Below are 22799 nucleotides of genomic sequence, written 5' to 3'. Positions count from 1 at the left end.
GAGCCTTCACTTTACGAAAGGGAACAGTAGCTTCTGATTGTCCATCCAGAACATGCTGTCCGGATTCACGACCTTCGTATCCAGCGTGACGGTGCGGTCGACATGGCCGCCTTCCAGCAGCTCATGCGCCTGCTGCATGCCGAGATACCCGGCGTTGAAGCCGCTCTGCACGACGAGAATGTCGATGATTCCGTCCTGTAGCAGCTCCAGCTGAGGAACCTCGCTGCCGAAGCCGACGATCTTGACGCGGCTGGACAGCCCCCGCTTCACCGCTTCCTGCGCGGTGCTGAGCACTCCCTGCTCCTGCAGGGCCACTACGCCGTCAGCCTGCTCCATCAGCAGGCGCGCCGCTTCGGCGCAGCCGTCCGGAGAGCTTCCGCAGGAATAGCCGGTATGCACCGTTATTTCTTTGTGTCCGCTCAAAGCCTCCACGACCCCCAGCTCCCGCTGCTCATATCCCGGAGCCTCGGAGTCAGAGCCGAGCAGCGAAACGATTCCTCTGCCATGCAGCAGCTCCGCCATCGCCTCGCCGGCCATCCTTCCCGCTTCGCGGTTGTTGATCGATATGCTGCTTGCGATCCCCTCGACCGGGTAGGAGTCGTTCAGCGTCACGACCGATGCTCCCGCCTTGCCCGCTTCCTCGGCAATGAGCCGGAGCTGCTGCTCGCTGTCGGGGTCGAGCAGCAGGACCGACGCGCCCTGGGCGATCGCCCTTTGCGCAGCCTTGAGCTGGCCCTCCTCGCCGGAGTCGCTGACGTTGGCGTCCATGTACAGGAGCTGGCTGCCGTATTCCTTCGCCGCCGCCTCCGCCCCCAGCCGGATGGAATCGGCAAGCGCCCCGCTTCTCTGCGGAGCGATGAGCGCGATCTGCGCTTCGGCAGGCTGCTTCTCCTTGCTTGCGGCCCCCGCGCATCCCGAGGCGGCGCCAACCAGCATGAGCAGGGCCAGCCATCCGCCCGCCGCGGCCATACGTCTATTCATGGTCATCGACCTCCTTGATCGCCGGCATCCGGACCCATACGACCGTTCCTTCCTCCAGCTCGCTCTTGAATTCCAGACCGTACGGCGCGCCATAATACAGCCGGATTCGGTCATGGATGTTCCTCACCGCCACTCCGGAGCCTTTGCCCGTCGCCGAAGGCTCGCGTCCCGCATCCGGCGCGGAGGCTCCGTGCAGCAGCAAGGCCGCCTTGACGGAATCCATCCCGGCTCCGTTGTCCTCGATCCGGAACACGAGCATTCCGTCCTCGACGTCCGCGGAGATGTCGATGGTTCCCTCCTCCACCGAATATTCCAGTCCATGCTCGATCGCGTTCTCGATCAAGGGCTGCAGCACGATTTTCGGCGTCATGCAGGCTTCCGCTTCCTCGGAAGCGGTAATAGAGAACCGGAACTTGCGTCCGAAGCGCATCTGCTGGATGACCAGATAATGATGGGCATGCTCAAGCTCGTCGCGGGCCGAAATGACATTCTGCCCCTTGCTCAGGCTGATCCGGAACAGCTTGGAGAGCGAGGTGATCATCGTGACGACCTCTTCCCCTCGGCTCATCGCGGCCATGCGGACGACGGAATTCAGCGTATTGTACAGGAAATGGGGATTGATCTGGGCTTGCAGCGCCTCCAGCTCATGCTTGCGCTTGGATTCCTGCTCCTGGACGATCTGCTTCATCAGCTGGCGGATCTTATGGATCATCAGGTTGAACCGGCGGGACAGGCGCTCCACCTCAAGCGGCCCCTCGACCGGCAGCTCCACGTCGAAGTTGCCCCTCTCCACGGCCCGCATCGTCCGCTCCATGCGCTTGATGGGACGGACGATGGACATCGCGAGCAGCATGCTGACGAGCACGACAAGCACGAGAACGCCGGCCACGACGCGCACGAGATAGCGGTTCACCTCCTCGCGGCTCGTCAGGATGTCGTCCATGTACGATACCCCGATGATTTTCCAGCCGATATTGGCGACGGATTTGACGGTGATGAGACGCTTGTTCCCGTTCATGTCCTCCACATAGTCCGAAGAAGCGACGAGCGCCTGCTCGACATTCTCGCTTTTGAGCCCCATGTAGATGAGCTGCTGCTGGGGATGGTACACGATGTTGCCGGCGCCTTCGTCGATGATATAGGCGTATCCGCGATGGCCGAGGCTGATCCGGCTGCACAGCTCGTCGATTTGCTTGAAGTTCATGTCCACGAGCAGGATCACTTCCTGCGGCCGGCCGTCGCGGACGACGGTGATCCGCTTGCTCATGGATACGACCCACTGGTAGGAGCCTTTATATAAATTCTGAATATGAGGGAGCGAAAAGCTGAGATGATCCGGCACCCGGATCGCCGCCTGGAACCATCCCTGGCCGGTCGCGTTGGCGCTCGGCCTGAGAGCTGCCGCAGGGCTGTTCTTGAGCAGCTTGCCGCCGCTGTCGAACAGCGTGATCGAGACGATGTCGTCGCGGCTGCCCATCAGCGTGTCCAGCTGCTTGTCCACCTGCTGGCCGTCCCATTCTCCGTTCTTCAGCATGTTGACCTCTATGGCTCTGTAAAAGCCGGCCATGCCGCTGATATAGTCCTCCAGGTTGTAGCTGACCTGGTCGACCGTCTGCCTCGCGGCAAGAAAGGCGCTCCGTTCGGTGGAAGCCGAAAATTTTTCATGGAGAAGGACGGCGACGGTCGTTATCGCGACCACGATCATGATGGAGAAGGACCAGATCACGATCGACTGGATGCTGCTCACCCGCGATTTCCGCAGCTTCTGCTTGATCCAGCCCGGCATTTCCGGCCGGAGCATTCCGCCCCTCATCCTTCCTGTCCGGACGGACCGGCGTTCTTCATCCGGCTCCGATATTCCTTCGGGGTGCTGCCGGTATGTTTCTTGAAGCAGAAGCTGAAGTAATTCGGCTCGGAGAAGCCGATGCGCTCGGCGATCTCAAACGCTTTGAGCTCCGTCGTGCGAAGCAGCTCCTGCGCCCTGTCCATGCGCAGCTGCATGACGTATTGGAGGAAGGTCAGCTTGACCTCCTTCTTGAACAGGCCGCAGAAATAGCCGGCGCTGATATGGAGATGGGAGCATACCATCGGAATCGACAGATCGGAATCATGAATGCGTTCCCGTGTGAAGGACATCGCCTCTTCGATCAGATCCCGGTAGGCATGCTGCCGCTTTCCGGAGATTCGGCCCATGATAGCCCCGCACATCTCCGTTATCCAGCGACGGGCCTCGGCCAGCCCGGTCATCCGGACGAGCTCGGCATAGGGCTGGAAGCCGGCGCCGAGCACATCCTCCATGTCGACGTCGGAGGACTGGGCGGTGCGCCAGACCGTCGTCAGCACCTCGCTCAAGTAGAGCTGGATGCCGCTTGAAGTATGCTCCGCCCTGATCTCCCCGAAAATCGTCTCGAGAACGGCTGCCAGCTCCTCCGGGGTTCCGACCTTCAGGCAGCGGGACAGAGCCTGCTGCCGCAGCTCATCGAGCAGCAGAGGAGAGGCGCCCCGCCTCTCCACGTCCTCGATGAACAGAATCCGGCCGGCGCCGGGCACGAGCCGGTAGTCAAGAGCAAGCAGAGCCTCGTCGTACGAGGATTTGATGCCGCTCAGCCGCTCCTTGGCCGCTCCGGAGCCGATCGTGACGGCCATGCGCAGATAGTGCTCGACGCTGCGGACGATATGCTCCAGTGCGTTCTGCAGCCTCTCCTTCCAGGACTCGTCCGTCTTGCCGAACCCCAGCAGGACGACATGGTCCTGGTGGATGAACGCCGTGCCGAACTGCCTGCCCTCCCATATTTCCCCGGCAATATTGAGGACGGCGAACAGCTTGAGATCGACATCGGGAGAAGTCCGCAGCGAATGGACCGCCTGGGCAGGCGGCTCCGCCTCCGCTCCGGCGCTGTCCAGACTGATGAGCGAAACGGAGCAGCCCTCTCCTTCCAGGCTCAAGCCGTAATGACGGGCCTTATCCCGGATGACCGGCTCCGGAAGCTTGCGGTGCAGCAGGGAGGAGAGGAAGTTGGCCTTCAGCAAGGGAAGGCTCGTATGGTAATGCTCCTTGAGCTTGCGCATGTCCTCCCGCTCCGCGATTTCAAGCTCCATGCGCGTTTGCAGCTTATGCAGCAGCTCGGTCAGGCTCGCAGCCGAGAACGGTTTGAGCAAATATTCGTCTACGCTGAGAGAGACGGCTTGCCGGGCATAGTCGAACTCGTCGTAACCGGTCAGGATAACCGTTTTGACAAGAGGCGATTCGGCCTTCAGCCTGCGGACCAGCTCCATCCCGTCGACGAACGGCATGCGGATGTCTGTAATGACGACATCAGGCTCCAGACGCTGGGCGAGCTCAAGCGCTTCCAGGCCGTTCTCGGCCGTCCCCGCCACGGTAAATCCGCAGGCCTCCCAATCGATCTCGCTCAGCAAGCCTTCCCTAACGTCGGCTTCGTCATCGGCCAGCAATATGCGGTACATCCCGATTCCTCCTTATGGCATGCGGCTCTCCTTGACCTCGGGTCATGAAGCCGCTCTCATTTTCCTTTTGCAAGCTCCCCGGGGGAAGCTTCATCAAGATATCAGGTTATGCCACGGCTGTAAATCTCCTCTTTTCGGCAAGAGGGAGCGCTTCAAGGGTATTGCCGAACTCGGCGGAATGATGGTGCAGATGCATGACAGACTGTTGTCATCTATTTTCGCTTATGATGGCTGCAGGGCCATCAATCCTATCGATGACCATTCAAAGGAGTTGTCTATGAAAATTGAAAATCCCGTTCAGGCAAAATCGAGAGAGGCGTTGAGAAGTTGGCTACAGGAATTCGGCGCTGCCGAAAAATCGATCCAGAGCCATAAAAATCAGCCCGAATTGTTCAAGAGCAGATTGGACAAGTTCATGACCTGCACCAGACAAAACAAGATGTACGGTCAATGGCATGATCAGGGACGATTTCGGGTTGATGGAGCCGCGCCGGAGTAGGCCTCATCCATTCCATGCCTGCTCCCTGCAGAAGCTGCTTCTTGCGCAAGGGGGACAATAGGAAAAGCCCGCCTGCGCTTTCGTCAAGAAAGCACAAGCGGGCTGCGCCTGCAGATCATTGCCTCCCCCATCGAGGCCAGCCATTCCGGCTTCAAAAAGCGAATTGGCATAAGCCGATCGGGAGACTACTTGGAATGAAGAATTTCCGGCGTTGTAAGCTGATCGTAGAAATCGACGATGCTGTCCTTGTTGTCGGAGCTGCGCAGCGCCATCGCCGAACGCGGATGCTCATCGAGCAGGCCGGTGATCATGTACGGCATGATGTAGCCCCACTCTTCCTTCTCGCGAAGGGGAATCATGTGCTTCTCGATCATTTCCAGCACGGGGCGCACTTCGTATTTCGTATTCGGAAGATGCGACACGAGCAGCTCCGTGTTGCAGTTGCCCGCGGCGCGGCCCATGCCGTATACGGAGGTGTCGAGGAATTCCACGCCTTTGTCGACAGCGAGCAGCGTATTGGCAAAAGCAAGCTGCTGGTTGTTGTGCGTATGCACGCCCAGCTTCTTGTTCGGCAGATGCTGCTTGAATTTGTCGATCAGGTAAGCCATGTCGTTGGGCTTGAGGCTGCCGTACGAATCGACGACGTAGACCACATCGACGACGCTCTCGCGGATGGCCTCGAATGCCTCGATCAGCTGATTTTCCATGACGTTCGACAGCGCCATGATGTTGAGCGTCGTCTCGTAGCCGCGTTCATGGAACAAGGACACGAGCTCCAGAGCCTTGTCCACATCCTGGATGTAGCAGGCGACGCGGATCAGATCCAGCATGCTGTCGACGCGCGGCAGAATATCCGCTTCGTCCACTCGGCCGATATCCACGAGCGCGGACAGCTTCGTGTTTCCTTTGTTCGGGATGACTTTGCGCAGGAAGTCATCATTCAGGAAGCGCCAAGGGCCGGCGGAGTCGGCACCCTTGAGCAGCTTGGGCGAATTCTTGTAGCCAATCTCCATATATTCAACGCCGGCCTCATCCAGGCTGCGATACAAATCTTGCACAAACTCAATGCTGAAATCCCAGTTGTTGACAAGACCTCCATCACGGACCGTGCAGTCGACGATTTTGCTGATGCTGTTTTTGGAAGACATGGGCACAGAACTCCTTCATCATAAACTTTCTTACTATAATACGGGAAAACGGTGAAGAACGCAAAGGCAAACCTCGTCCCATTCCCGGCATCCCGACATGCGGATGCCGCTCTATCCTCCGCAGGCATACGCGCCATGACTTCTGTCGCCTACCCCCGGAGCAGCAGCTCCGCAAGCGTCCGTGTCATGACTCCCGCCCGCCTCCCCCCGGAGCAGCAGCTCCGCAAGCGTCCGTGCCATGACTCCCGCCCGCCTATCCCCGGAGCAGCAGCTCCGCAAGCGTCCGTGTCATGACTCCCGTCGCGCCCTTCGTTTCCCAGCCTCGTGCGCGGCTGATCCAAGCCGTGCCGGCGATGTCGATATGAAGCCACGGCTTCTCCTCCGCGAAAGCCCCGATGAACATGCCGGCGATGCTGGCCGCCGCGTAGCTGCCGCCTTTGTTCTTCAGGTCGGCGGCTTCGGAATCGAGCTGCTTCCGGTACTCCGGATAGGCCGGCAGCGGCCATACCCGCTCGCCGGACCGCTTGGAGGCTTCCTGCAAGCCGCTCAGCAGCTCGTCGTCGTTGCCCATGATGCCGGAGGTGATATCGCCGTAAGCGGCCACGACCGCGCCGGTCAGCGTCGCGACATCGACAAGCTTCGTCGCTCCCCGCCGAATCGCTGTCGTAAGGCCGTCCGCCAGCACGATCCGTCCCTCGGCATCGGTATTGACGATCTCCACCGTCATGCCGTTCATCATCGTCACGACGTCTCCCGGCTTGAAGGCCCGGTCGGAGATCATGTTCTCCGCCGCCGGAATGACCGCAACCACGTTGACCTTCGGCTTCTCGATGGCGATGATGCGCATCGCGCCGAGCACGGCAGCCGCCCCGCCCATATCCATGATCATGTCTTCCATTCCCGCGATCCGCTTCAAGGAATAACCGCCCGTATCGAAGGTGACCCCTTTGCCGACGAGGCCCCATTTCTCCTCGTTGCCGGGATCGCCCTCATAATGGAGCACGATCATCCGCGGCTGATGCTGGCTTCCCTTGCCTACCGCGAGCAGGCCGCCCATGCCCTGCTCGAGTGCGCTCCACTCGTCGATGACTTCGCAGTCCAGGCCGTACTCGGCTGCAAGGCGTTCCGCATGCTCCGCGAGCGCCTCCGGAATCAGCTCATTCGCCGGAAGATGCACGAGATCCCTGGCCTCGGCGACCGCTTCGGCCATGACGATGCCCCGTTGGACACCCGCTTCCCACTCCTTCCGCAGAGCGGAATCGACGGCGTCGGGAAGCTGGACAGCCAGCTCCGCCGAAGCCTGTTCCTTGGGGGCTCCCGTCGTTTTGGTCCGGTCATAGGCGCCGAGCAGGATGCCCTCCGCCAGAGCCTGGCCGGCTTGGGCCGTCGTGCAGCCGCTTGTTCCGCCGTACAGCTGCGCCGTTACGAGCAGCCTTGCAGCAGTGGCGCGGCTGGAGCGGACTTCCTTGGAAGCCTGCGCTCCGAGGCGGCGGATATCGTCGGCATCCAGAGTGCCAGAGGACAAGCCGATGAATGCCGCGCTGCCTGCCGGATGCAGCCCGAGAAGAGGCATCTTCTGCCCCGGCTGGCCGCTTTTCAGCAGTCCTTTGGATGCCAATCCCTGAACCGCCTGCCGAATGGCCGGAATCGATAGCGGATCCTCTTCCTCCCTGACGGCTGTTGCTTGATTCTCATCCTGCAGGCCGGAAGCATCCACTGGCCGAATGATCAGCTCCCAATCCTGCCTGGATGGTTGCTCCGTATATTTCAACTTGATATCCATTATTGTCATCCTTTCCTGACCCGGCTGCCGGACGGCAAAAAACCGGGAGTTTGTACCCTCCCGATTTTAAGCCCTTACTCTGCGATTGGCAAATAAACGGTGAACACCGTGCCTTGACCGGCCGAGCTCGTGACGCGGATGGTGCCGCCGTGGTTGCGGATGATCCGATAGCTGACGGACAAGCCGAGACCCGTACCGGATTCCTTGGTCGTAAAAAAAGGATCGAACAGACGGTTTAGCGTCGAACGATCCATTCCTTTGCCGTTGTCCTTGACAGTGATTTCGGCAAATCCGGCTTGTCTTCGCAGCACCACGTCGATCCTTCCGGGCCTCTCCCCGTTCAGCTCGCCGATGGCATCCATCGCGTTCTTGAATATATTGAGAACGACCTGCTTGATCTGCTTGACGTCGATGGAGACCAGCATGTCGACTTCATGCGATTCCAGGTAAATCTCGCAATTGTGCAGGAGCGCCTCGCTCTCGCTGAGCAGGCTGACTTCTTTGAGCAATGATGTCAGGGATATGGTTTGCTTCATCGGTGCCGTAGGCTTGGAGGAGTTGAGGAACTCATAGATGATGTCGTTGGCCCGGTCGATCTCGGCCACCATGATCTTGGCGTATTCTTCTTTGCCCAGCTCGACCAGATGAGGCCGGAGCAGCTGGATAAATCCCCGTATCGAGGTCAGGGGATTGCGTATTTCATGCGCGATGGATGCGGCGATCTTGCCGAGCATCGCCAGCTTGTCGTTCTGGTATGCCGTCTGCTCGATCTGCTTGTACTCGGACACGTCCTTCATGCTGATCAGATAATCGCCGTCCAGCTGCTCGCTGGAGGTGGCCGTGATCAGCAGATGCCGTCCGCTGCTGTCCTGGAACTCGAAGTATTTGTTGCGCCGGAGGATGATTTCCCGATAGAGCCTCACCAGCAGCCGCCTCGTCGTGCGGCTCAGCTGCTGATGCCTCAATATATCGAGGATGCTGCAGCCGATCAAGGTTTTGCGGGGGACATCCAGGAATCTCGCCATCTGCAGGTTCATGAACGTCAGCATGTTGTCGTTGTCGAACAAGGCGATGCCGCTGTCCATATGCTGCAGGACATTCTCATACTTGCTCTTGACTCTCTCGAAGGAACGATAGGAGCGGGAGAGCATCTCCCGCATCTCCGTGTACCTCTGATCCGGCGTCCGCTCCTGCTGATGCCGGAACCGGTAGGCGACCATCAGTTCGATCAAAAAAAGAAAGGACCGGTTGTACAATTCCAGCGCTTCCTCCGACTCCACGTTGAGGACGATGTTGCGCATGCATTCTTCATGGACGGCTATGACCTCTTCGGGGCCGATATTGTGAAAGGTCTTTCCAAGTTCCGTAGCCTGGTAGAGCGAAGCCTCGCTACCGCTGCGGATGTATTCGGCAAGCGCCGGAAAATAGCGCTTTCGAATTGCCTGCATTAACTCTGCTCCTCTCCTGTGGCGAACAGCTGAAGCTGCACCGGCGTAGAGTCCATGTAGTAGGAGGGAGGCAGCCACTTGCGGAAAGTGATGCAGGTGCCGACTCGGCGGGTAATAGCCATATCCCATTCCTCGGACCAGAGCGATCTCCATTCTTCCTCCATCTCGGGGGAAAAATCGCTGCTGCCGATCAAGGACCATTCCATTCCGGTTTCTCCGGAATCGCCCCTTACCCGTCCCATCAGCATTTGGCTCCTTTGATGCATTTCCACGAAACAGCCCGACAATTCCGATATGGCGTACGCGATCCGCGTCTGGTCGATGATCCCGAAACCGAGATCCCTCGCAAGCTCTCTGCCTCTCTGGCGAGCCTTGATGGCATCCTTGACATTGTTGATGTTGAACAATTCCATCTCCATGTACGAGTCCCGCCCCCCCGTTCCATTCTGGATGCTTGGATACGTGTTCAAGCCGTCGTATTCGTACATTTATCATAGGTTTCGCCAATATCAGTGTCAATCGGAAATAATGTCGAATATTGCTAGTTTCGGAAGCATCAGGATAGGCGTGGAGCGGGCGTCCGGAGCGGGATCAATTCGGTTAGCGCGGCTCGTTGCTGCCGCGCTTCTGTCCGGCATGCCGCTCCATTTCATCATGGCTGCGCTTCAAGGCTTCCTCAAGCTCCGCTTTGCGTTTCTCCCACGCTTTGCGGGCCTTTTCATCCAGCTTTGCGCGGGCGGCTTCAGCTTTTTCCTTCAGCAGCTTTTCGGCCTCGAGGCGCTTCCGCTCCAGATCGCCGCCGTACGATTTATGCTCTCCGCTCTGCCGATGCCGATGCTCGGCCTTCTGTCTTGAATCGCGAGTCCGTTCGGCGTCCGACCTCTCCCCTGCTCCGGCTGCATCCCGCTTGGATGCCTTCGCTGACGGCTTGGGAGATGCTGCCGGCTCGGGGGACGCTGCCGGCTTGGCCGATTGCGTGCGGACAGCTGCGCCCGCAGGCCGCTCCTGAGGAGCTGGAGATGTCTTTCGTACGGGAGATCCTGTTGGAAGCGAGGTCGCAGCCGCCTTCTTCTCGCGTTCAAGCTGCTCCTGCAGCTTTTCGCTCCCGATATTCCGGCTGTCGCTGACCAAAGCGTCCACGCCTCCGTCCCAAGAGAGAACCTCCTGAATCGCCCCGCTGCGGAATTGATCCAGACTGACATTGTAGCCTTGGCTTTTGGCCAGCAGATACACCGTCATTCTGCCCGTGGACAAGCCTTTGGCCGCCGCCGCCTCCCGAACCGCCTCGGTGGACTCCAGCGAGGTGACATGCATTCCGGCAGCTTGGGCGGAGCCGGCTGCGCTCAGCAGCGCCTGCTCGGCCTGCCGGCTCAGCAGCGCCACCGCATTGCCCGCTCCCGCATCCAGCTTGACTCCGGCCAGTATGACTTCCGCTCCGCCGCCGCTGCCCAGATAGGAAGATTCCGCCAGTCTCCGGGCAAGAAGCTCCATGACCTGCGCGGCAGGAAGCCCCTCGTAATGAAGTCCCTTCACGAACGGAAGGGCATCGTCGTTCATCGCCTCCAGCTTGCGCACGTTCAGCTCGCGGTCCACGCCGATTTCAAAGCTGGGATTCACATCCAGGCTGAGGTAAGCGACCACCGGATGGGCCTCGGCCCGCGCCGCCCAGAAGGCAGGCAGGGCGATCAGAATCAGAATGACGGCGGCGGGAATGACGGCCTTGGGCATTCTCAGCATCTTCCGCTGTGCCGTAAGGACGATCTCTTGGCCGATTCTCTCGTCTCCGAGCCGCCTCACTTTCCGGAAGCTGCCTTCTTGCGTCAGCACGACCAGCTTGTTGCCTCTGGCCTCCATGACGATGCCTCTGCTGCTCACAGCCCTGTCCCTCCTGCCTTCTTCTCGATTTGCTCCTTGAGCGCTTCTATATGTATATAATGCTTCAAAAAGGGATACCGCCCGTGGACGAGCAGCGATACGGCAATCAAATACTTCCGGTTGCGCTCGATCGTCTTGCGCGACACGCCGGACAGTTCCGTGAGCTCCTTGACCGGCAGCCTCCGGGTATCCAGCAGGACGCTGAACAAGCGGTCCTGCTTCGCCAGCTTCGCCGCGATTCCCTGCAGGAGGATCCGGGAATCCTCATGCTTCGGAGATGTATCCGCCAGATCCGCGAATCGGATTCCGTATGAGGCCAGCTCTGCCGTGAATTCCATGATTTCCTGGCGCCTCTCCTCTGCGTCCTGATTCTGGTTGAAGCGGATAACCGCCTGCCTGTTGAACGCATGGGAATAAAACGTCTCCTCTTCCTCCTCCATGTGGAAGGAGCCGGCAGGCAGGGAACGGATATGCCGCTGTTCCTTGCGGACATGATCGATAAGCCGGCGGCGGATGACTGTCTCGGCGAATCCCGCGAACGAACGGCCGGACTCCGGCGAGAACTGGCTGATCGCTTCATCGAATGCGATCAGCGAAATGCTGAACTCGTCATCCCGGGAAGGATCGATATATCGCTTGCAGAATCGGCTTGTGACCTTCAGGATAAAGGGACGGTAATCGGCGATCAGCCGTTCCCGGATGGCCTTGTCCCCATCCTGCGCTTGCTTGATCAGCCGGTTCGGCGAGTCCGCCTGGTGTCCGGACTCCTCTTTGCGCCTGGCTGAAAGCCCAAGCCATCTTTTGAACAGCATCAGCAGCAAGGGCTGCACCTCGCTTTGTCTATATCATTCGGAGGCTACGCTCCGTTAATGGGAGTGGACGAAAATAAAAAATGCCTCCTGCATCCAGGAGGCATTGAATGGCATCGGTCAGCAGAAGCCTTCGGAAGCCCGCTTGGCTTTGAGCTTGTTGCGGCGAAGATTCAAAATCGCCAGCCGCTTCTTCAGCTCTTCTTCCCATGCGTGGTCCCCGAGCTGCTTGGAAAAGCTCAGCAGGTCCAGAGCCATGTCGATCTGGCTGGCCACCACGTCCATCGGATCCTCATGATCGTGGTTGACGCAGTTCTCGAAGATGGACTTTCCTTTCTGGTCCACGTAATCCTGGAAGTCGACTTCCGTCACTCCGTCGCCATGCGCATATTCAGCCAATATTTCATATTCGCTCTCTATCATATAATGAATATCGACACGATGGCAAACCGGGCAGAACAAAATAGGGACGTTATGGATGTGAGTCCGGTAATGCCTGAGCGTGCCTTTTGTTCCAATCATGCTTGCTCCGCAGCAGAAACTCATGTTATTTCCCTCCTTGAACTGCCTTTGGCCTATGCCTTCCAACGCTTCGGTTTCTTCGCAACAGGTATGGAAATTGTATTCGATGCGGCACCGCATCATTCCTGCGTTCCCCGCTAATGATCCTTTGCGCTGTTTCCGCTCAAAGCGGACCCGGCGGCGGGACTTCCCCCGGAGAATCCGGAAGCGGTCCCGGTTCGGACGGCAGATCCGGAATCTCCGGAACCGGCTGAGTGCCGGGTTGAATCTCCGGAACGGAAGGTTCGGGCCGAATTTCCGGCTCCTTTGGCGGTTCGACTTCAGGCGAGGCTGGAGGGGCGATCTCCGGCTCGGGTTTTTCCCGGTTGTAGTCCGTCATGACAGTCATTCCTCCCTGTCCAATCATTCGTATTGGTTATCTTTAACCGCCTGACGGCCGCCGGACGCAGCCTCGCTCAAAAAAGGCAGCCGTTCCCGTTGGAGCTCGCGGATTTCCCCCGTAATGGCCCGTACGAGCTCTTCGATTCCTGCCGCTTCGTCCAGCCCGACTCTTGCCGGAGCCGTGCCCCTGGCCGGCTTGTCCGCTCCGCCTTCCGTTCTTTTGGCCGTTTCTTCCGCAGCGGCCTTTTCAGCCGCCTTCATCGCCTCGGCTCCCTCTCTCAACGCTCCAAGCAGCTCCGAGGCCCTTTGGGTCAATTGCTCCACGCGGCGGGTTCTTTCATCTGCCGCTCCCATCAATTGCTCGGTCTTGGCCAGCATTTCCCTGACGCGCTCCAAGCCGCTTCGGATCGCCTCGGCGCCATCCGCATGCCGAGCGGAATAAGCGCCGGTCGGTTCGGCCGGTTCTGAATGCAAGCTGCCCGCCTCCTTCTGAGTACAAGGTATATATAGAATGACGTTGAAAGGGTCTGATCGGATGATCTGTCCTATCTTCAACTATACTCAAATACGGGCCCGATATCCAGATTAACCCAGATGGGAGCGGTCGAATGAACGGGGCGGGTCGACACCACGGACAAAAAAGCCAGGGCGGATGCCCTGGCTTGTCTGCTGGTGAGGATCAGTTCGTGACGAGGTTCTTGTCGCCCGGCTTCCAGTTCATCGGGCAGAGTCCGCCGGATTGGAGCGCTTGAAGGACGCGGAGCGTTTCTTCTACGCTGCGGCCTACGTCGTTGTGGTTGACGACTTGGTATTTCAGCTCGCCTTCCGGATCGATGATGAAGAGACCGCGCAGGGCAATGCCTTCTTCTTCGATCAGGACGCCGTAGTCGCGGGATACCTGCTTCGTGATGTCGGCGGCAAGCGGGAAGTTCAGCTTGCCCAAGCCGTTGTCGTTCTTAGGCGTGTTGATCCAAGCCTTGTGGCTGTGGATGCTGTCGATGGATACGCCGAGAATCTCGGTGTTCAGCTTCGTGAATTCGGAGGCCGCATCGCTCAGCGCAGTGATTTCTGTCGGGCATACGAAAGTGAAATCAAGCGGATAGAAGAAGAACACCAGCCATTTGCCGCGGTAATCGGAAAGGGATACCTTGCCGAATTGCTGTCCTTGGCCGTCGACGGTCTCCATCGTGAAATCGGGAGCCGGGCGGCCAACCAAACGTTCTGCCATAGGTCTATTTCCTCCTCGACGCGTGAAGCGTGCAGTTTCTTGTCCTGTTCAAAGAAGATGATATCATTCCATCCAAACGGAGTCAAAATCGTTGAAATGATGAGGATTTGATGGAAATGGCAAGCTGGAATCCACGATTCCCGGCTCTATCCTGCAAGGCGTATTCGAGAACTTTGCTTCCATTCTGGAAGGCGCGATCAGCGGAGCGCTTCTACAATAAGGCGTCCCATCTCTTCCGTTCCGATCGCCTTGGATTTGTCCACAGCGATATCGCCTGTGCGGTGGCCGGCGTCGAGAACTTCCTTGACAGCGTCCTCGATCGCCTGCGCCGCGTCCGCATAACCGAATGTCAGGCGGAACATGAGCGCGACGGACAGAATGGTCGCGATCGGGTTCGAGATGCCTTGTCCGGCAATATCGGGCGCCGAGCCGTGGACCGGCTCGTACAGGCCGAAGCTGCCTTCGCCGAGGGAGGCGGAGCTCAGCATGCCGATGGAGCCCGTCAGCATGGCGGCCTCGTCGCTCAGGATATCGCCGAACATGTTCTCCGTCACGATGACGTCGAAGCTCGACGGACGGCGAAGCAGCTGCATGGCGCAGTTGTCGACGAGCACATGCTCGAGCTCCACCTCCGGATACTCCGGCGCGATCCGGTTCACGACCTCGCGCCAGAGGCGGGAAGTCTCCAGCACGTTGGCTTTGTCGACGGAAGCGAGCCGCTTGCCGCGCGTCATGGCGATATCGAACGCCTGGCGCACGATGCGCTCCACCTCCTGCACGTTGTACACGCAGGTGTCGACCGCCTCTTGGCCGTGCTCTCCTTCGCGGCGGAACTTCTCGCCGAAGTAGATGCCGCCCGTCAGCTCGCGCACGACGATCAGGTCGGTGCCCTCCAGCACTTCCGGCTTCAAGGTCGAGGCATCCTTTAGGCAGTCGAACACGGTCGCCGGGCGGATGTTGGAGAAGAGCCCGAGCGCCTTGCGGATGCCCAGAAGTCCGGTTTCAGGACGGAGCTCCTTGGAATTGTTGTCCCATTTCGGTCCGCCTACCGCGCCGAGCAGGACGGCATCCGCCTTTTGGCACATTTCCAGCGTTTCCTGAGGAAGCGGAGTTCCTTTCTCGTCGATAGCGATTCCGCCGAACAGGCCATGCTCGAATTCAAAGCGGTATTCGTACAGCTCTTCGACTTTCTTGATCACCTTGATGGCTTCGCCGACGACTTCCGGTCCGATTCCGTCGCCCGCGATCACCGCGATTTTCTTTGTTTCTGCCATTATGGGCACGCTCCCGTCTTCTTATCAACAATTGATAATCACTATCAACAGTTGTACCACATCGCGCTAGTAGGCTCCAAGATATGATAGCTATCGGTTTGATAGGCATAACCTATAGGTATGGCCAGCCGCCGGGCTCTCCTCTTTGCCAGCGGCATTTGTTTCCAATTTTCTCTATCGGAAGTATAAGCGCCGAGACGGAACGCCTGGAGACAAGAATGGCGCAGCAAGGGGACGCGGAGCCGGACCATCCCCGAGAAGCTCGTCTTCCCTCTTGAAGGCATCCTGGAGCAAAGCGGCTGTCGGCGGACAGGACCGAATGAAGGGATATGCGCGTCTACGCGAAGCTGAAGGCGGACAAAAGCAGCCACGCCAATTTTACAAGCAGTTCACGGCTTGTTTTCAGCTTTCGGCTTGATTACCAAAGCTTCTGAAGCCCAGCGAAAAAAAGCGCCTGCCCATATTGGGCAGGCGCTGGCCTGTATGCCGTTCAGCAAGTCAGATCAGGCTCATCCGGTCGCGGCGGCCCGGAGCCTTGCGCTTCTCGATAAGGCGGTTCAGCGCATCCACGTAGGCGCGCGCGCTCGCTTCAAGAATATCCGTGCTTACGCCGCGGCCTTGTGCGGACACGCCATCCTGCAGCAGCACGACATGGACTTCGCCGAGCGCGTCCTTGCCATGGGTGACCGACTTGATGGAGTAGTCCTCCAGCTCGACCGCTTCTCCGGTCACGAGGTCGATCGCGTTGAACAGCGCGTCGACGGAGCCGTTGCCCTCCGCCGTGCGCGTCTGCACGCCCTGCTCCTCGACCTTGATCGAGACCGTGCCCTTCGGCGTAGAGCGGTTGCCGTAGTGGACCTCCACCGTCTCCAGCGCATAGATCTCCGGCGTATCGACCAGCTTCTCCTCGAGCATCGCCAGCAGATCCTCGTCCGTCACGTTCTTCTTGCGGTCGGCGAGATCCTTGAACTTGGCGAAGGCCGCATTCAAGGCTTCGTCCTCCAGCCCGTAGCCGAGATCGATCAGCTTCTCCCGGAAAGCATGGCGGCCGGAGTGCTTGCCCATGACGAGCTTCGATTCCTTCACGCCGATCGTATCCGGAGAAATGATCTCGTACGTCGTCTTCTCCTTCAGCATGCCGTCCTGATGGATGCCCGACTCATGCGCGAAAGCATTCGCTCCGACGATCGCCTTGTTGCCCGGCACGACCATGCCGGTCAGCTTGCTGACCAGACGGCTGGTGCGGGCGATTTCCTTGAGCTGCAGCCCGGTCTTGGCGCCGTACAGCGCTGCTCTCGTCTCCAGCGCCAGCGCGACCTCTTCGATCGCCGTGTTGCCGGCGCGCTCGCCGATGCCGTTGATTGTGCCCTCGATCTGGTCGGCTCCATTGAGGATGGCGGCCAGAGCGTTCGCCGTCGCCATGCCGAGATCGTCATGGCAATGGGCGCTGAGCTGGATGCCGTCGATGCCGGGCACGGTTTCCTTCAGCGTCTTGAAGATGTTGCCGAACTCGGCAGGAGTCATATACCCGACCGTATCGGGGATGTTCACGACGGTGGCGCCAGCCTTGATCGCCATCTCGGTCACTTCGCACAGGAAGTCCAGCTCCGTGCGGCCCGCATCCTCCGGCGAGAATTCAATCTTGGAGAAGCGCTGCTTCGCGTAGCGGATCGCCTTGTCCGCCGCTGCCAGCACCTGCTCCTTCTCCATCTTCAGCTTATGCTTCCGGTGGATCGGCGAGGTCGCAAGGAAAATATGGATGCAAGGGTCCGCCGCGTCCTTGAGAGCTTCCCAGGCTGCGTCGATATCCTTTTCCACCGCGCGGGCAAGGCCGATGACCGTCGCCTGCTTGACTGCTGCGGCCACGGCCTGCACGGCGGCCAGATCCCCTGGCGACGCGGCCGGAAAACCTGCCTCGATGCGGTCCACGCCCAGCTTTTCGAGCTGAAGGGCGATTTCCACCTTTTCCTTGGTGTTCAGGTTGACTCCTGGCGACTGCTCGCCATCGCGAAGCGTCGTATCGAAAATATAGATTTTGCGCACGCCGGCACCTCCGTTTCTTGATTGTATGCGGATTTACTCCTTTGAAGCGGCGAACGCGCCTCTTTCCTTAGGGAAGAAGCGCGCGGTCTGTGCGAAGCGGACAAGTCCGATTCTATGGATGCGCCTGCGCTGGGCGAGGCGCTTCTGATGCTTGTTCGTTACTTCTTGATCCAGTGCATCAGCTCGCGGAGCTGCGCGCCTGTCTTCTCGATCGCATGCTCCGACTCGTTGCGGCGGGTAGCCGTCAGCATCGCGCGGCCGGACTTGTTCTCGAGGATGAAGTCGCGTGCGAATTTGCCTTGCTGGATGTCGGAAAGAACTTCCTTCATCGCTTTTTTCGTCTCGTCGGTCACGATGCGTGGGCCGGTGACATAGTCGCCGTATTCGGCCGTGTTGGAGATGGAATCGCGCATGGACGCAAGGCCGCCTTCATACATCAGGTCGACGATCAGCTTCAGCTCGTGGAGACACTCGAAGTAAGCCATCTCGGGAGCGTAGCCGGCTTCAACCAGCGTTTCGAATCCGGCTTTGACCAGGGCGGAAGTGCCGCCGCAGAGTACGGCTTGCTCGCCGAACAGATCGGTCTCGGTCTCTTCGCGGAAGGAGGTCTCGAATACTCCGGCGCGCGTGCAGCCGATGCCCTTCGCGTAAGCGAGGCCGATCGCTTGAGCGTTGCCCGTGGCGTCTTGCTCGACGGCGATCAGTCCAGGAACGCCGAAGCCTTCCACGTACGTCCGGCGGACCATGTGGCCCGGGGATTTAGGAGCGACGAGCAGCACGTCGGTGTCCTTGCTCGGCACGATTTGGCCGAAGTGGACGTTGAAGCCGTGGGAGAACATCAGAGCCGCGCCTTTTTTGAGGTTGGGAGCGATCTCGTCGTTGTATACCTGGGCTTGCGTTTCGTCCGGCATCAGGATTTGGACTACGTCCGCCTTGCGGGTCGCGTCGGCCACGGATACGACTTCGAAGCCGTCATTGCGGGCTTTGTCGGCGGATTTGCCTTCGCGCAGGCCGATGACGACCTTGACGCCGCTGTCGCGCAGGTTTTGCGCCTGGGCGTGTCCTTGGCTGCCGTATCCGATTACTGCTACCGTTTTACCTTGCAGGACACTGAGGTCCGCGTCGTTTTCGTAGAATAATTTAACTGCCATGATGAGATGATGCCTCCTTTGGATTGGAACCCCTTTGAGCGGGTGTTTAAAGAGATGACGCATTAAAGCTGGCTTTGGCTAAAGCTGGTTCATGCCGCATCCCAGACTCTCGCTGTTGCAGGAGCCAGTGCATGCTTTTGTCGTCGATCTCCCTAAACCCCCGCTCAAAGCGGGCTTTATAGGTAGAAGTTATAGCATTATAGGTGCATTGTCGAACTTATCAAAAAATTCAAACTATGATCGGACAGCTCCGCGATTCATTGCGGTTACGCCGGTGCGGCTGAGCTCTCGGATGCCGTAAGGACGCAGCAGCTCGATCATCGCGTCGATCTTGTCGGGGCCTCCGACGGCTTGAACGATGAGGGTGCTCGGTCCGATATCGACGACGGCGGCGCGGAACGTCTCGACCACTCCGAGAATCTCCGGTCTCGCGGACGGCTCGGCGGTCACCTTGATCAAGGCAAGCTCACGCTCCACCATCGGATTGGCGCTCACATCGATGACCTTGATGACGTCGATCAGCTTGTAGAGCTGCTTGGATACCTGCTCGAGCAGCTTGTCGTCGCCGCCGGTGACGATGACCATGCGGGACAATCCCGGCTCTTCGCTTGCGCCGACCGTGATGCTTTCGATATTGAAGCCGCGGCGTCCGAACAATCCGGATACGCGCTGCAGGACTCCAGGCTGGTTGTTGACGAGTACGGCGATGGTGTATTTGCGGTTCATTCTTCATCCCCCATGAGCATGACGTCAATGGTGTTGCCCTGGGTTACCATCGGGAATACATTCTCATGCTTGCGGACAACGAATTCCACGACTGCGGGACCGGGATGCGCGAGCGCTTCTTTCCAGGCCGCTTCGGCTTCTTCCTTGCTGGAAGCCCTGAAGCCTTTGACTCCGTATGCATCGGCCAGCTTGACGAAGTCCGGGCTGCCGGCGAGGTCGATATGGCTGTACCGGTTGTCGTAGAGAATCTCTTGCCACTGGCGGACCATTCCAAGCACCTGATTGTTGATGATGGCGACCTTGACCGGAATGTTGTTGATGGCGCAGATCGCGAGCTCCTGCGCGCACATCTGCATGCCGCCGTCTCCGTTGATGCTGACGACCACACGGTCGGGATTGGCCATCTGGGCGCCGATCGCGGAAGGGAATCCGAAGCCCATCGTGCCGAGACCCCCCGAGGTGACCCAGGAACGAGGCTTGTTGAAACGATAATACTGCGCTGCCCACATTTGATGCTGGCCGACGTCGGTCGTCACGATCGCGTCGCCGTTCGTCGTATCGTGGATCATGCTGATGACCCATTGCGGCTTGAGCTCGACGTCGGAGTCCTGGTAGCGGAGCGGCTGCTCCGTTTTCCAAGCTTGGATCTGAGCTCTCCAGGCATCCGCCTTGGCGGCGTAGCCCACTTCAGCGTTGAGCAGGCCAAGCGTGATTTTGACATCGCCGACAATCGGAATGTCGGTCGGCACGTTTTTGCCGATCTCGGCCGGGTCGATGTCGATGTGGACGATTTTGGCCTTCGGCGCAAAGCCGTCCAGCTTCATCGTCACCCGGTCATCGAAGCGCGCGCCGATATTGATGAGCAGATCGCTTTCCTGTATGGCCTTGTTGGAAGCATAGGCTCCGTGCATGCCCGGCATGCCGACCCACAGGTCGTTGCCGCTCGGGAATCCGCCGAGGCCCAGGAGCGTCGTCGTGACCGGGATGCCGGTCTTCGCGACGAATTCCAGCAGCTCTTCATGCCCTCCGGAATAAACCACTCCGCCGCCTGCCAGAATGAGCGGACGCTCCGCTTCGCTGATCGCCTTCGCCAGCTTGTCGAGCTGAGGCTTGCGAGGCGTCGTGTTGGGGTTGTAGCCTCTCAGGCTGACCTCGCCGCTAGCCGGCTCGAACATGGTCATCGCTGCCGACACATCCTTCGGGATGTCGATCAACACCGGCCCTTTGCGGCCCGTGTTCGCGATGTGGAACGCTTCGTGAATGACACGCGGCAGCTCTTCGGCCGTCCGCACCAGGAAGCTGTGCTTCGTGATCGGCATCGTGATTCCCGTTATGTCCGCTTCCTGGAAAGCGTCCGTGCCGATGAGATTGGTCGCTACGTTGCCCGTGATGACGACGAGCGGCACGCTGTCCATGTAAGCTGTCGCGATGCCGGTGACGAGGTTCGTCGCCCCCGGTCCCGATGTCGCGATGCACACCCCAACCTTGCCGGATGCCCTCGCATAACCGTCGGCCGCATGGATCGCTCCCTGCTCGTGCCGAGTGAGCACATGGTGGAAATCCGAGAACCCGTGCATGGCGTCGTAGATATACAATACCGCGCCGCCGGGATAACCGAATACACATTCCACGCCCTCGAGCACCAGGCTGCGGAGAAGAATTTCGGAGCCGCTGATCACTTCCGGCTTCCTCATTTTTTCCATGATTTCTTCCTTGGATTTCAGAGCCTCGCCCTGCATAACCATCATGTGTTCCTCCCTTCGTGAATGACGGCGGCGGTGTCGACGGTCCGCCTTCGTCTCCTTTCAAGTCCAATGCGCAAGCGTTGCGTTGCGCCGCCATCTTTGACGGTGAACGCAGCGCGGAAAACAAAAAAGTCTTTCGCCCGCTATGCCGAAGCATAGGGACGAAAGACTGTATCTTCCGTGGTACCACCCAGGTTTGCTGCCGCATTTCGCAATGCGGAGCCTCATGAAGTAGAAAAGGGCGTGCACGCCTGACGATTCTACTTCGGCATTTTAACGCATGCCATGCGATTCTCCCTACTAAGACCGGTGTCTTTTCAGGAAAACAGCTCCGAGGTGAGCTCGTTGGAAAGGGATGCTGGCGGCGGTTGCAGCGGAATCCGTCGCTCTCTGTACAGTAGGGCCCTTAACACTTCGTCCTCATCATAGCCGATTGGGTATAAGCTTGAGACTTATTATAGGTCTGTCATTACCATCCGTCAATACCAAGTGTATGCACAAACGAGAAAAGTTATGTACAAGGCTCCTCGGGCAGCTGTTTCGCAACCGCCGGGGCCGCTGCATAGAATAGGGTTGCGGAAGCCGGGTTTCGATCGCCCGCGCCATCCAGCCTCGTCCAGCCAGAAGGGAAGACGGCTTGCGTGAAAACCTCCATCCACTACCGCCCGATGAACGAGCGCAGGGATCTCGATGGGCTTGTCCGCCTGATCCGCACGGAATTGCTGCCCCTGTCCTACAGCACTGAGACAGATGATCCGGCCGTCATCCGCTCCTTGCCCGGACGATTCCGGGACGGGAAAACCATCGTCGCCGTCGCAGGCAAAAAAGGCGATCCTGCGGGATTCGTCCATTATCAGCTCCTTCAGGGCATTCTCCATATCGACATGCTGGCTGTCCATCGCGACTGCCGGAATGGCGGAATCGGCGGCAGCCTCATGAAGCGGGCCGAGGCCGCGGGAGCTGCCGAGGGCTGTGTCCTCGCCCTCCTCTTCGTGGACGACGCCAATGATAAGGCGCGCCGGTTCTACAAGCGCATAGGGTACGAACCGGGGCGCCATCATGAGAGCTACAAGGTGACCGAGCTGCTTAAGCCGCTATAGTCCTTGCACCGGCCGGCCGAGGCGGCACAGCGCTTAGTAGAAGCCTTTGCCCCCGCCGTATGGCGGGCAGCATCCGGGACCGTATGGACCGGGGCCTCCGGGGCCGCCAGGACCGGGACCGTACGGACCGTAAGGGCCGGGGCCTCCGGGACCGTATGGACCGGGACCGAATCCGCCTCCGAACCCTCCCCCCGCGAAGAAGGGAATGGTTCCGATCGCGAGCAGGTCGAACAGGACGAGAGGGAGAATGAATGCCCTCGTACCCGCTTTCTGTCCAGACTCTACGGGGCGGATGTACAGCCGGTCATTCGCGAATTTTTCCAGCTTTCCGCTGGCGACGGTTCCGTCCTTGCGCATGACATATACTTCTTTGCCCACCAGGGCGCGTACTTGTTCCTTGGAAATCGCAGACAACGCTATTCCTCCTTTCCCGTTCCTTTCAGCTTATTCAGGAAAGGAGCCCGACGCCTGTACAGATGTCCATGTCCCGGGCAAATTCATGGAGCCTCCTGCTGCCGGCTCTCTCCGGCTCGCTTTTTTTCGCCGGAGCGGAGGTCAAGAAGCTTGGATGACGGCAGGAGTGAAACCAAAAAAAGAGCCGGACGCCTGGGATTCGCATCC

Annotated in this window: 20 protein-coding genes and 1 pseudogene; 2 read left to right on the top strand and 19 right to left on the bottom strand. The window is 59.2% G+C overall.

What is annotated here, in order from left to right; all coding sequences use genetic code 11:
• Positions 1-6: 6 nt before the first annotated feature.
• The 3 genes from CIC07_RS07400 to CIC07_RS07390 are packed head-to-tail and all read right to left on the bottom strand — an operon-like array spanning position 7 to position 4446.
• Positions 7-981, bottom strand: coding sequence for a substrate-binding domain-containing protein (locus CIC07_RS07400; RefSeq protein WP_157742040.1), 975 nt, complete (start codon positions 979-981; stop codon positions 7-9).
• Entirely contained in the window at positions 974-2782 is a 1809-nt protein-coding gene (locus CIC07_RS07395; RefSeq protein ID WP_234993001.1) for a cache domain-containing sensor histidine kinase, read from the bottom strand. Before CIC07_RS07395 ends, CIC07_RS07400 begins: the two co-directional genes overlap by 8 nt.
• 8 nt (positions 2783-2790) lie before the next feature.
• On the bottom strand, positions 2791-4446 hold the full coding sequence (locus tag CIC07_RS07390; protein WP_076358421.1) for a response regulator: 1656 nt from the start codon (positions 4444-4446) through the stop codon (positions 2791-2793).
• 358 nt (positions 4447-4804) lie between these two features.
• On the opposite strand from CIC07_RS07390, the pseudogene CIC07_RS25750 reads away from it, so the two are divergent.
• A pseudogene (locus tag CIC07_RS25750) lies at positions 4805-4945 on the top strand (YdeI/OmpD-associated family protein); the annotation flags it as partial.
• A gap of 185 nt (positions 4946-5130) precedes the next feature.
• Here the strand turns inward: CIC07_RS25750 and CIC07_RS07380 are convergent.
• From CIC07_RS07380 to ilvB, 15 genes are all read right to left on the bottom strand, one after another.
• Positions 5131-6093, bottom strand: coding sequence for an aldolase catalytic domain-containing protein (locus tag CIC07_RS07380; RefSeq protein ID WP_076358422.1), 963 nt, complete (start codon positions 6091-6093; stop codon positions 5131-5133).
• A gap of 253 nt (positions 6094-6346) precedes the next feature.
• Positions 6347-7876, bottom strand: coding sequence for a leucyl aminopeptidase (locus tag CIC07_RS07375; RefSeq protein ID WP_076358423.1), 1530 nt, complete (start codon positions 7874-7876; stop codon positions 6347-6349).
• 74 nt (positions 7877-7950) lie between these two features.
• Positions 7951-9324 (bottom strand): ATP-binding protein, encoded by a 1374-nt coding sequence (locus tag CIC07_RS07370; protein ID WP_048744724.1) that lies wholly within the window; start codon positions 9322-9324, stop codon positions 7951-7953.
• On the bottom strand, positions 9324-9743 hold the full coding sequence (locus tag CIC07_RS25175) for an ATP-binding protein (RefSeq protein ID WP_175619203.1): 420 nt from the start codon (positions 9741-9743) through the stop codon (positions 9324-9326). Before CIC07_RS25175 ends, CIC07_RS07370 begins: the two co-directional genes overlap by 1 nt.
• 181 nt (positions 9744-9924) lie before the next feature.
• Positions 9925-11199, bottom strand: coding sequence for an anti-sigma factor domain-containing protein (locus CIC07_RS07360; RefSeq protein WP_076358425.1), 1275 nt, complete (start codon positions 11197-11199; stop codon positions 9925-9927).
• Positions 11196-12011, bottom strand: coding sequence for an RNA polymerase sigma factor SigI (sigI, locus tag CIC07_RS07355; RefSeq protein ID WP_327205393.1), 816 nt, complete (start codon positions 12009-12011; stop codon positions 11196-11198). The genes CIC07_RS07360 and sigI overlap by 4 nt, the downstream gene beginning before the upstream one ends.
• Before the next feature lie 117 nt (positions 12012-12128).
• A complete protein-coding gene (locus CIC07_RS07350; RefSeq protein WP_049869367.1) occupies positions 12129-12554 on the bottom strand; it encodes a hypothetical protein in 426 nt (141 codons plus the stop codon).
• A 139-nt stretch (positions 12555-12693) separates the two neighbouring features.
• Positions 12694-12909 (bottom strand): hypothetical protein, encoded by a 216-nt coding sequence (locus CIC07_RS07345; protein WP_076358427.1) that lies wholly within the window; start codon positions 12907-12909, stop codon positions 12694-12696.
• A 23-nt stretch (positions 12910-12932) separates the two neighbouring features.
• The gene (locus CIC07_RS07340; protein ID WP_076358428.1) at positions 12933-13385 is read right to left on the bottom strand and encodes a hypothetical protein; all 453 of its coding nucleotides are present in this window, start codon (positions 13383-13385) and stop codon (positions 12933-12935) included.
• A 205-nt stretch (positions 13386-13590) separates the two neighbouring features.
• Positions 13591-14139 (bottom strand): peroxiredoxin, encoded by a 549-nt coding sequence (locus CIC07_RS07335; RefSeq protein WP_021878419.1) that lies wholly within the window; start codon positions 14137-14139, stop codon positions 13591-13593.
• A 197-nt stretch (positions 14140-14336) separates the two neighbouring features.
• Entirely contained in the window at positions 14337-15413 is a 1077-nt protein-coding gene (leuB, locus tag CIC07_RS07330) for a 3-isopropylmalate dehydrogenase (protein ID WP_076358429.1), read from the bottom strand.
• A 498-nt stretch (positions 15414-15911) separates the two neighbouring features.
• Positions 15912-17456 carry a 2-isopropylmalate synthase gene (locus CIC07_RS07325; RefSeq protein ID WP_076358430.1) on the bottom strand — a complete coding sequence of 515 codons (1545 nt, stop codon included), beginning with the start codon at positions 17454-17456 and terminating at the stop codon, positions 15912-15914.
• Between the two features lie 158 nt (positions 17457-17614).
• Positions 17615-18607, bottom strand: coding sequence for a ketol-acid reductoisomerase (ilvC, locus tag CIC07_RS07320; protein ID WP_048744713.1), 993 nt, complete (start codon positions 18605-18607; stop codon positions 17615-17617).
• A 234-nt stretch (positions 18608-18841) separates the two neighbouring features.
• On the bottom strand, positions 18842-19333 hold the full coding sequence (ilvN, locus tag CIC07_RS07315) for an acetolactate synthase small subunit (RefSeq protein ID WP_076358431.1): 492 nt from the start codon (positions 19331-19333) through the stop codon (positions 18842-18844).
• Positions 19330-21078: a biosynthetic-type acetolactate synthase large subunit gene (gene ilvB / locus CIC07_RS07310; RefSeq protein ID WP_076358432.1), complete on the bottom strand. Its 1749-nt coding sequence runs from the start codon at positions 21076-21078 to the stop codon at positions 19330-19332. The genes ilvN and ilvB overlap by 4 nt, the downstream gene beginning before the upstream one ends.
• A 641-nt stretch (positions 21079-21719) precedes the next feature.
• Here ilvB and CIC07_RS07305 point away from each other — a divergent pair.
• Positions 21720-22178 carry a GNAT family N-acetyltransferase gene (locus CIC07_RS07305; RefSeq protein ID WP_083688448.1) on the top strand — a complete coding sequence of 153 codons (459 nt, stop codon included), beginning with the start codon at positions 21720-21722 and terminating at the stop codon, positions 22176-22178.
• 33 nt (positions 22179-22211) lie between these two features.
• On the opposite strand, the gene CIC07_RS07300 is transcribed toward CIC07_RS07305, so the two are convergent.
• Positions 22212-22592, bottom strand: a complete 381-nt coding sequence (locus tag CIC07_RS07300; RefSeq protein WP_442953350.1) for a hypothetical protein — start codon at positions 22590-22592, stop codon at positions 22212-22214.
• Between the last annotated feature and the right edge of the window lie 207 nt (positions 22593-22799).

Origin of the sequence: Paenibacillus sp. RUD330 (assembly GCF_002243345.2) — a bacterium.
Classification (GTDB): Bacteria; Bacillota; Bacilli; order Paenibacillales; family Paenibacillaceae; genus Paenibacillus_O.
This window is presented reverse-complemented; position numbering and strand designations above follow the sequence as displayed.

Excerpts from the sequence above, each read along its gene's own strand:
- CIC07_RS07395 (WP_234993001.1), bottom strand. The coding sequence starts at position 2,782 with ATGCTCCGGCCGGAAATGCCGGGCTGGATCAAGCAGAAGCTGCGGAAA.
- leuB (WP_076358429.1), bottom strand. The coding sequence starts at position 15,413 with ATGGCAGAAACAAAGAAAATCGCGGTGATCGCGGGCGACGGAATCGGA.
- CIC07_RS07335 (WP_021878419.1), bottom strand. The coding sequence starts at position 14,139 with ATGGCAGAACGTTTGGTTGGCCGCCCGGCTCCCGATTTCACGATGGAG.
- ilvN (WP_076358431.1), bottom strand. The coding sequence starts at position 19,333 with ATGAACCGCAAATACACCATCGCCGTACTCGTCAACAACCAGCCTGGA.
- CIC07_RS07400 (WP_157742040.1), bottom strand. The coding sequence starts at position 981 with ATGAATAGACGTATGGCCGCGGCGGGCGGATGGCTGGCCCTGCTCATG.
- CIC07_RS07370 (WP_048744724.1), bottom strand. The coding sequence starts at position 9,324 with ATGCAGGCAATTCGAAAGCGCTATTTTCCGGCGCTTGCCGAATACATC.
- CIC07_RS07345 (WP_076358427.1), bottom strand. The coding sequence starts at position 12,909 with ATGACGGACTACAACCGGGAAAAACCCGAGCCGGAGATCGCCCCTCCA.
- CIC07_RS07350 (WP_049869367.1), bottom strand. The coding sequence starts at position 12,554 with ATGAGTTTCTGCTGCGGAGCAAGCATGATTGGAACAAAAGGCACGCTC.
- sigI (WP_327205393.1), bottom strand. The coding sequence starts at position 12,011 with ATGCTGTTCAAAAGATGGCTTGGGCTTTCAGCCAGGCGCAAAGAGGAG.
- CIC07_RS07375 (WP_076358423.1), bottom strand. The coding sequence starts at position 7,876 with ATGGATATCAAGTTGAAATATACGGAGCAACCATCCAGGCAGGATTGG.
- CIC07_RS07380 (WP_076358422.1), bottom strand. The coding sequence starts at position 6,093 with ATGTCTTCCAAAAACAGCATCAGCAAAATCGTCGACTGCACGGTCCGT.
- CIC07_RS25175 (WP_175619203.1), bottom strand. The coding sequence starts at position 9,743 with ATGGAGATGGAATTGTTCAACATCAACAATGTCAAGGATGCCATCAAG.
- ilvC (WP_048744713.1), bottom strand. The coding sequence starts at position 18,607 with ATGGCAGTTAAATTATTCTACGAAAACGACGCGGACCTCAGTGTCCTG.
- ilvB (WP_076358432.1), bottom strand. The coding sequence starts at position 21,078 with ATGGTTATGCAGGGCGAGGCTCTGAAATCCAAGGAAGAAATCATGGAA.
- CIC07_RS07390 (WP_076358421.1), bottom strand. The coding sequence starts at position 4,446 with ATGTACCGCATATTGCTGGCCGATGACGAAGCCGACGTTAGGGAAGGC.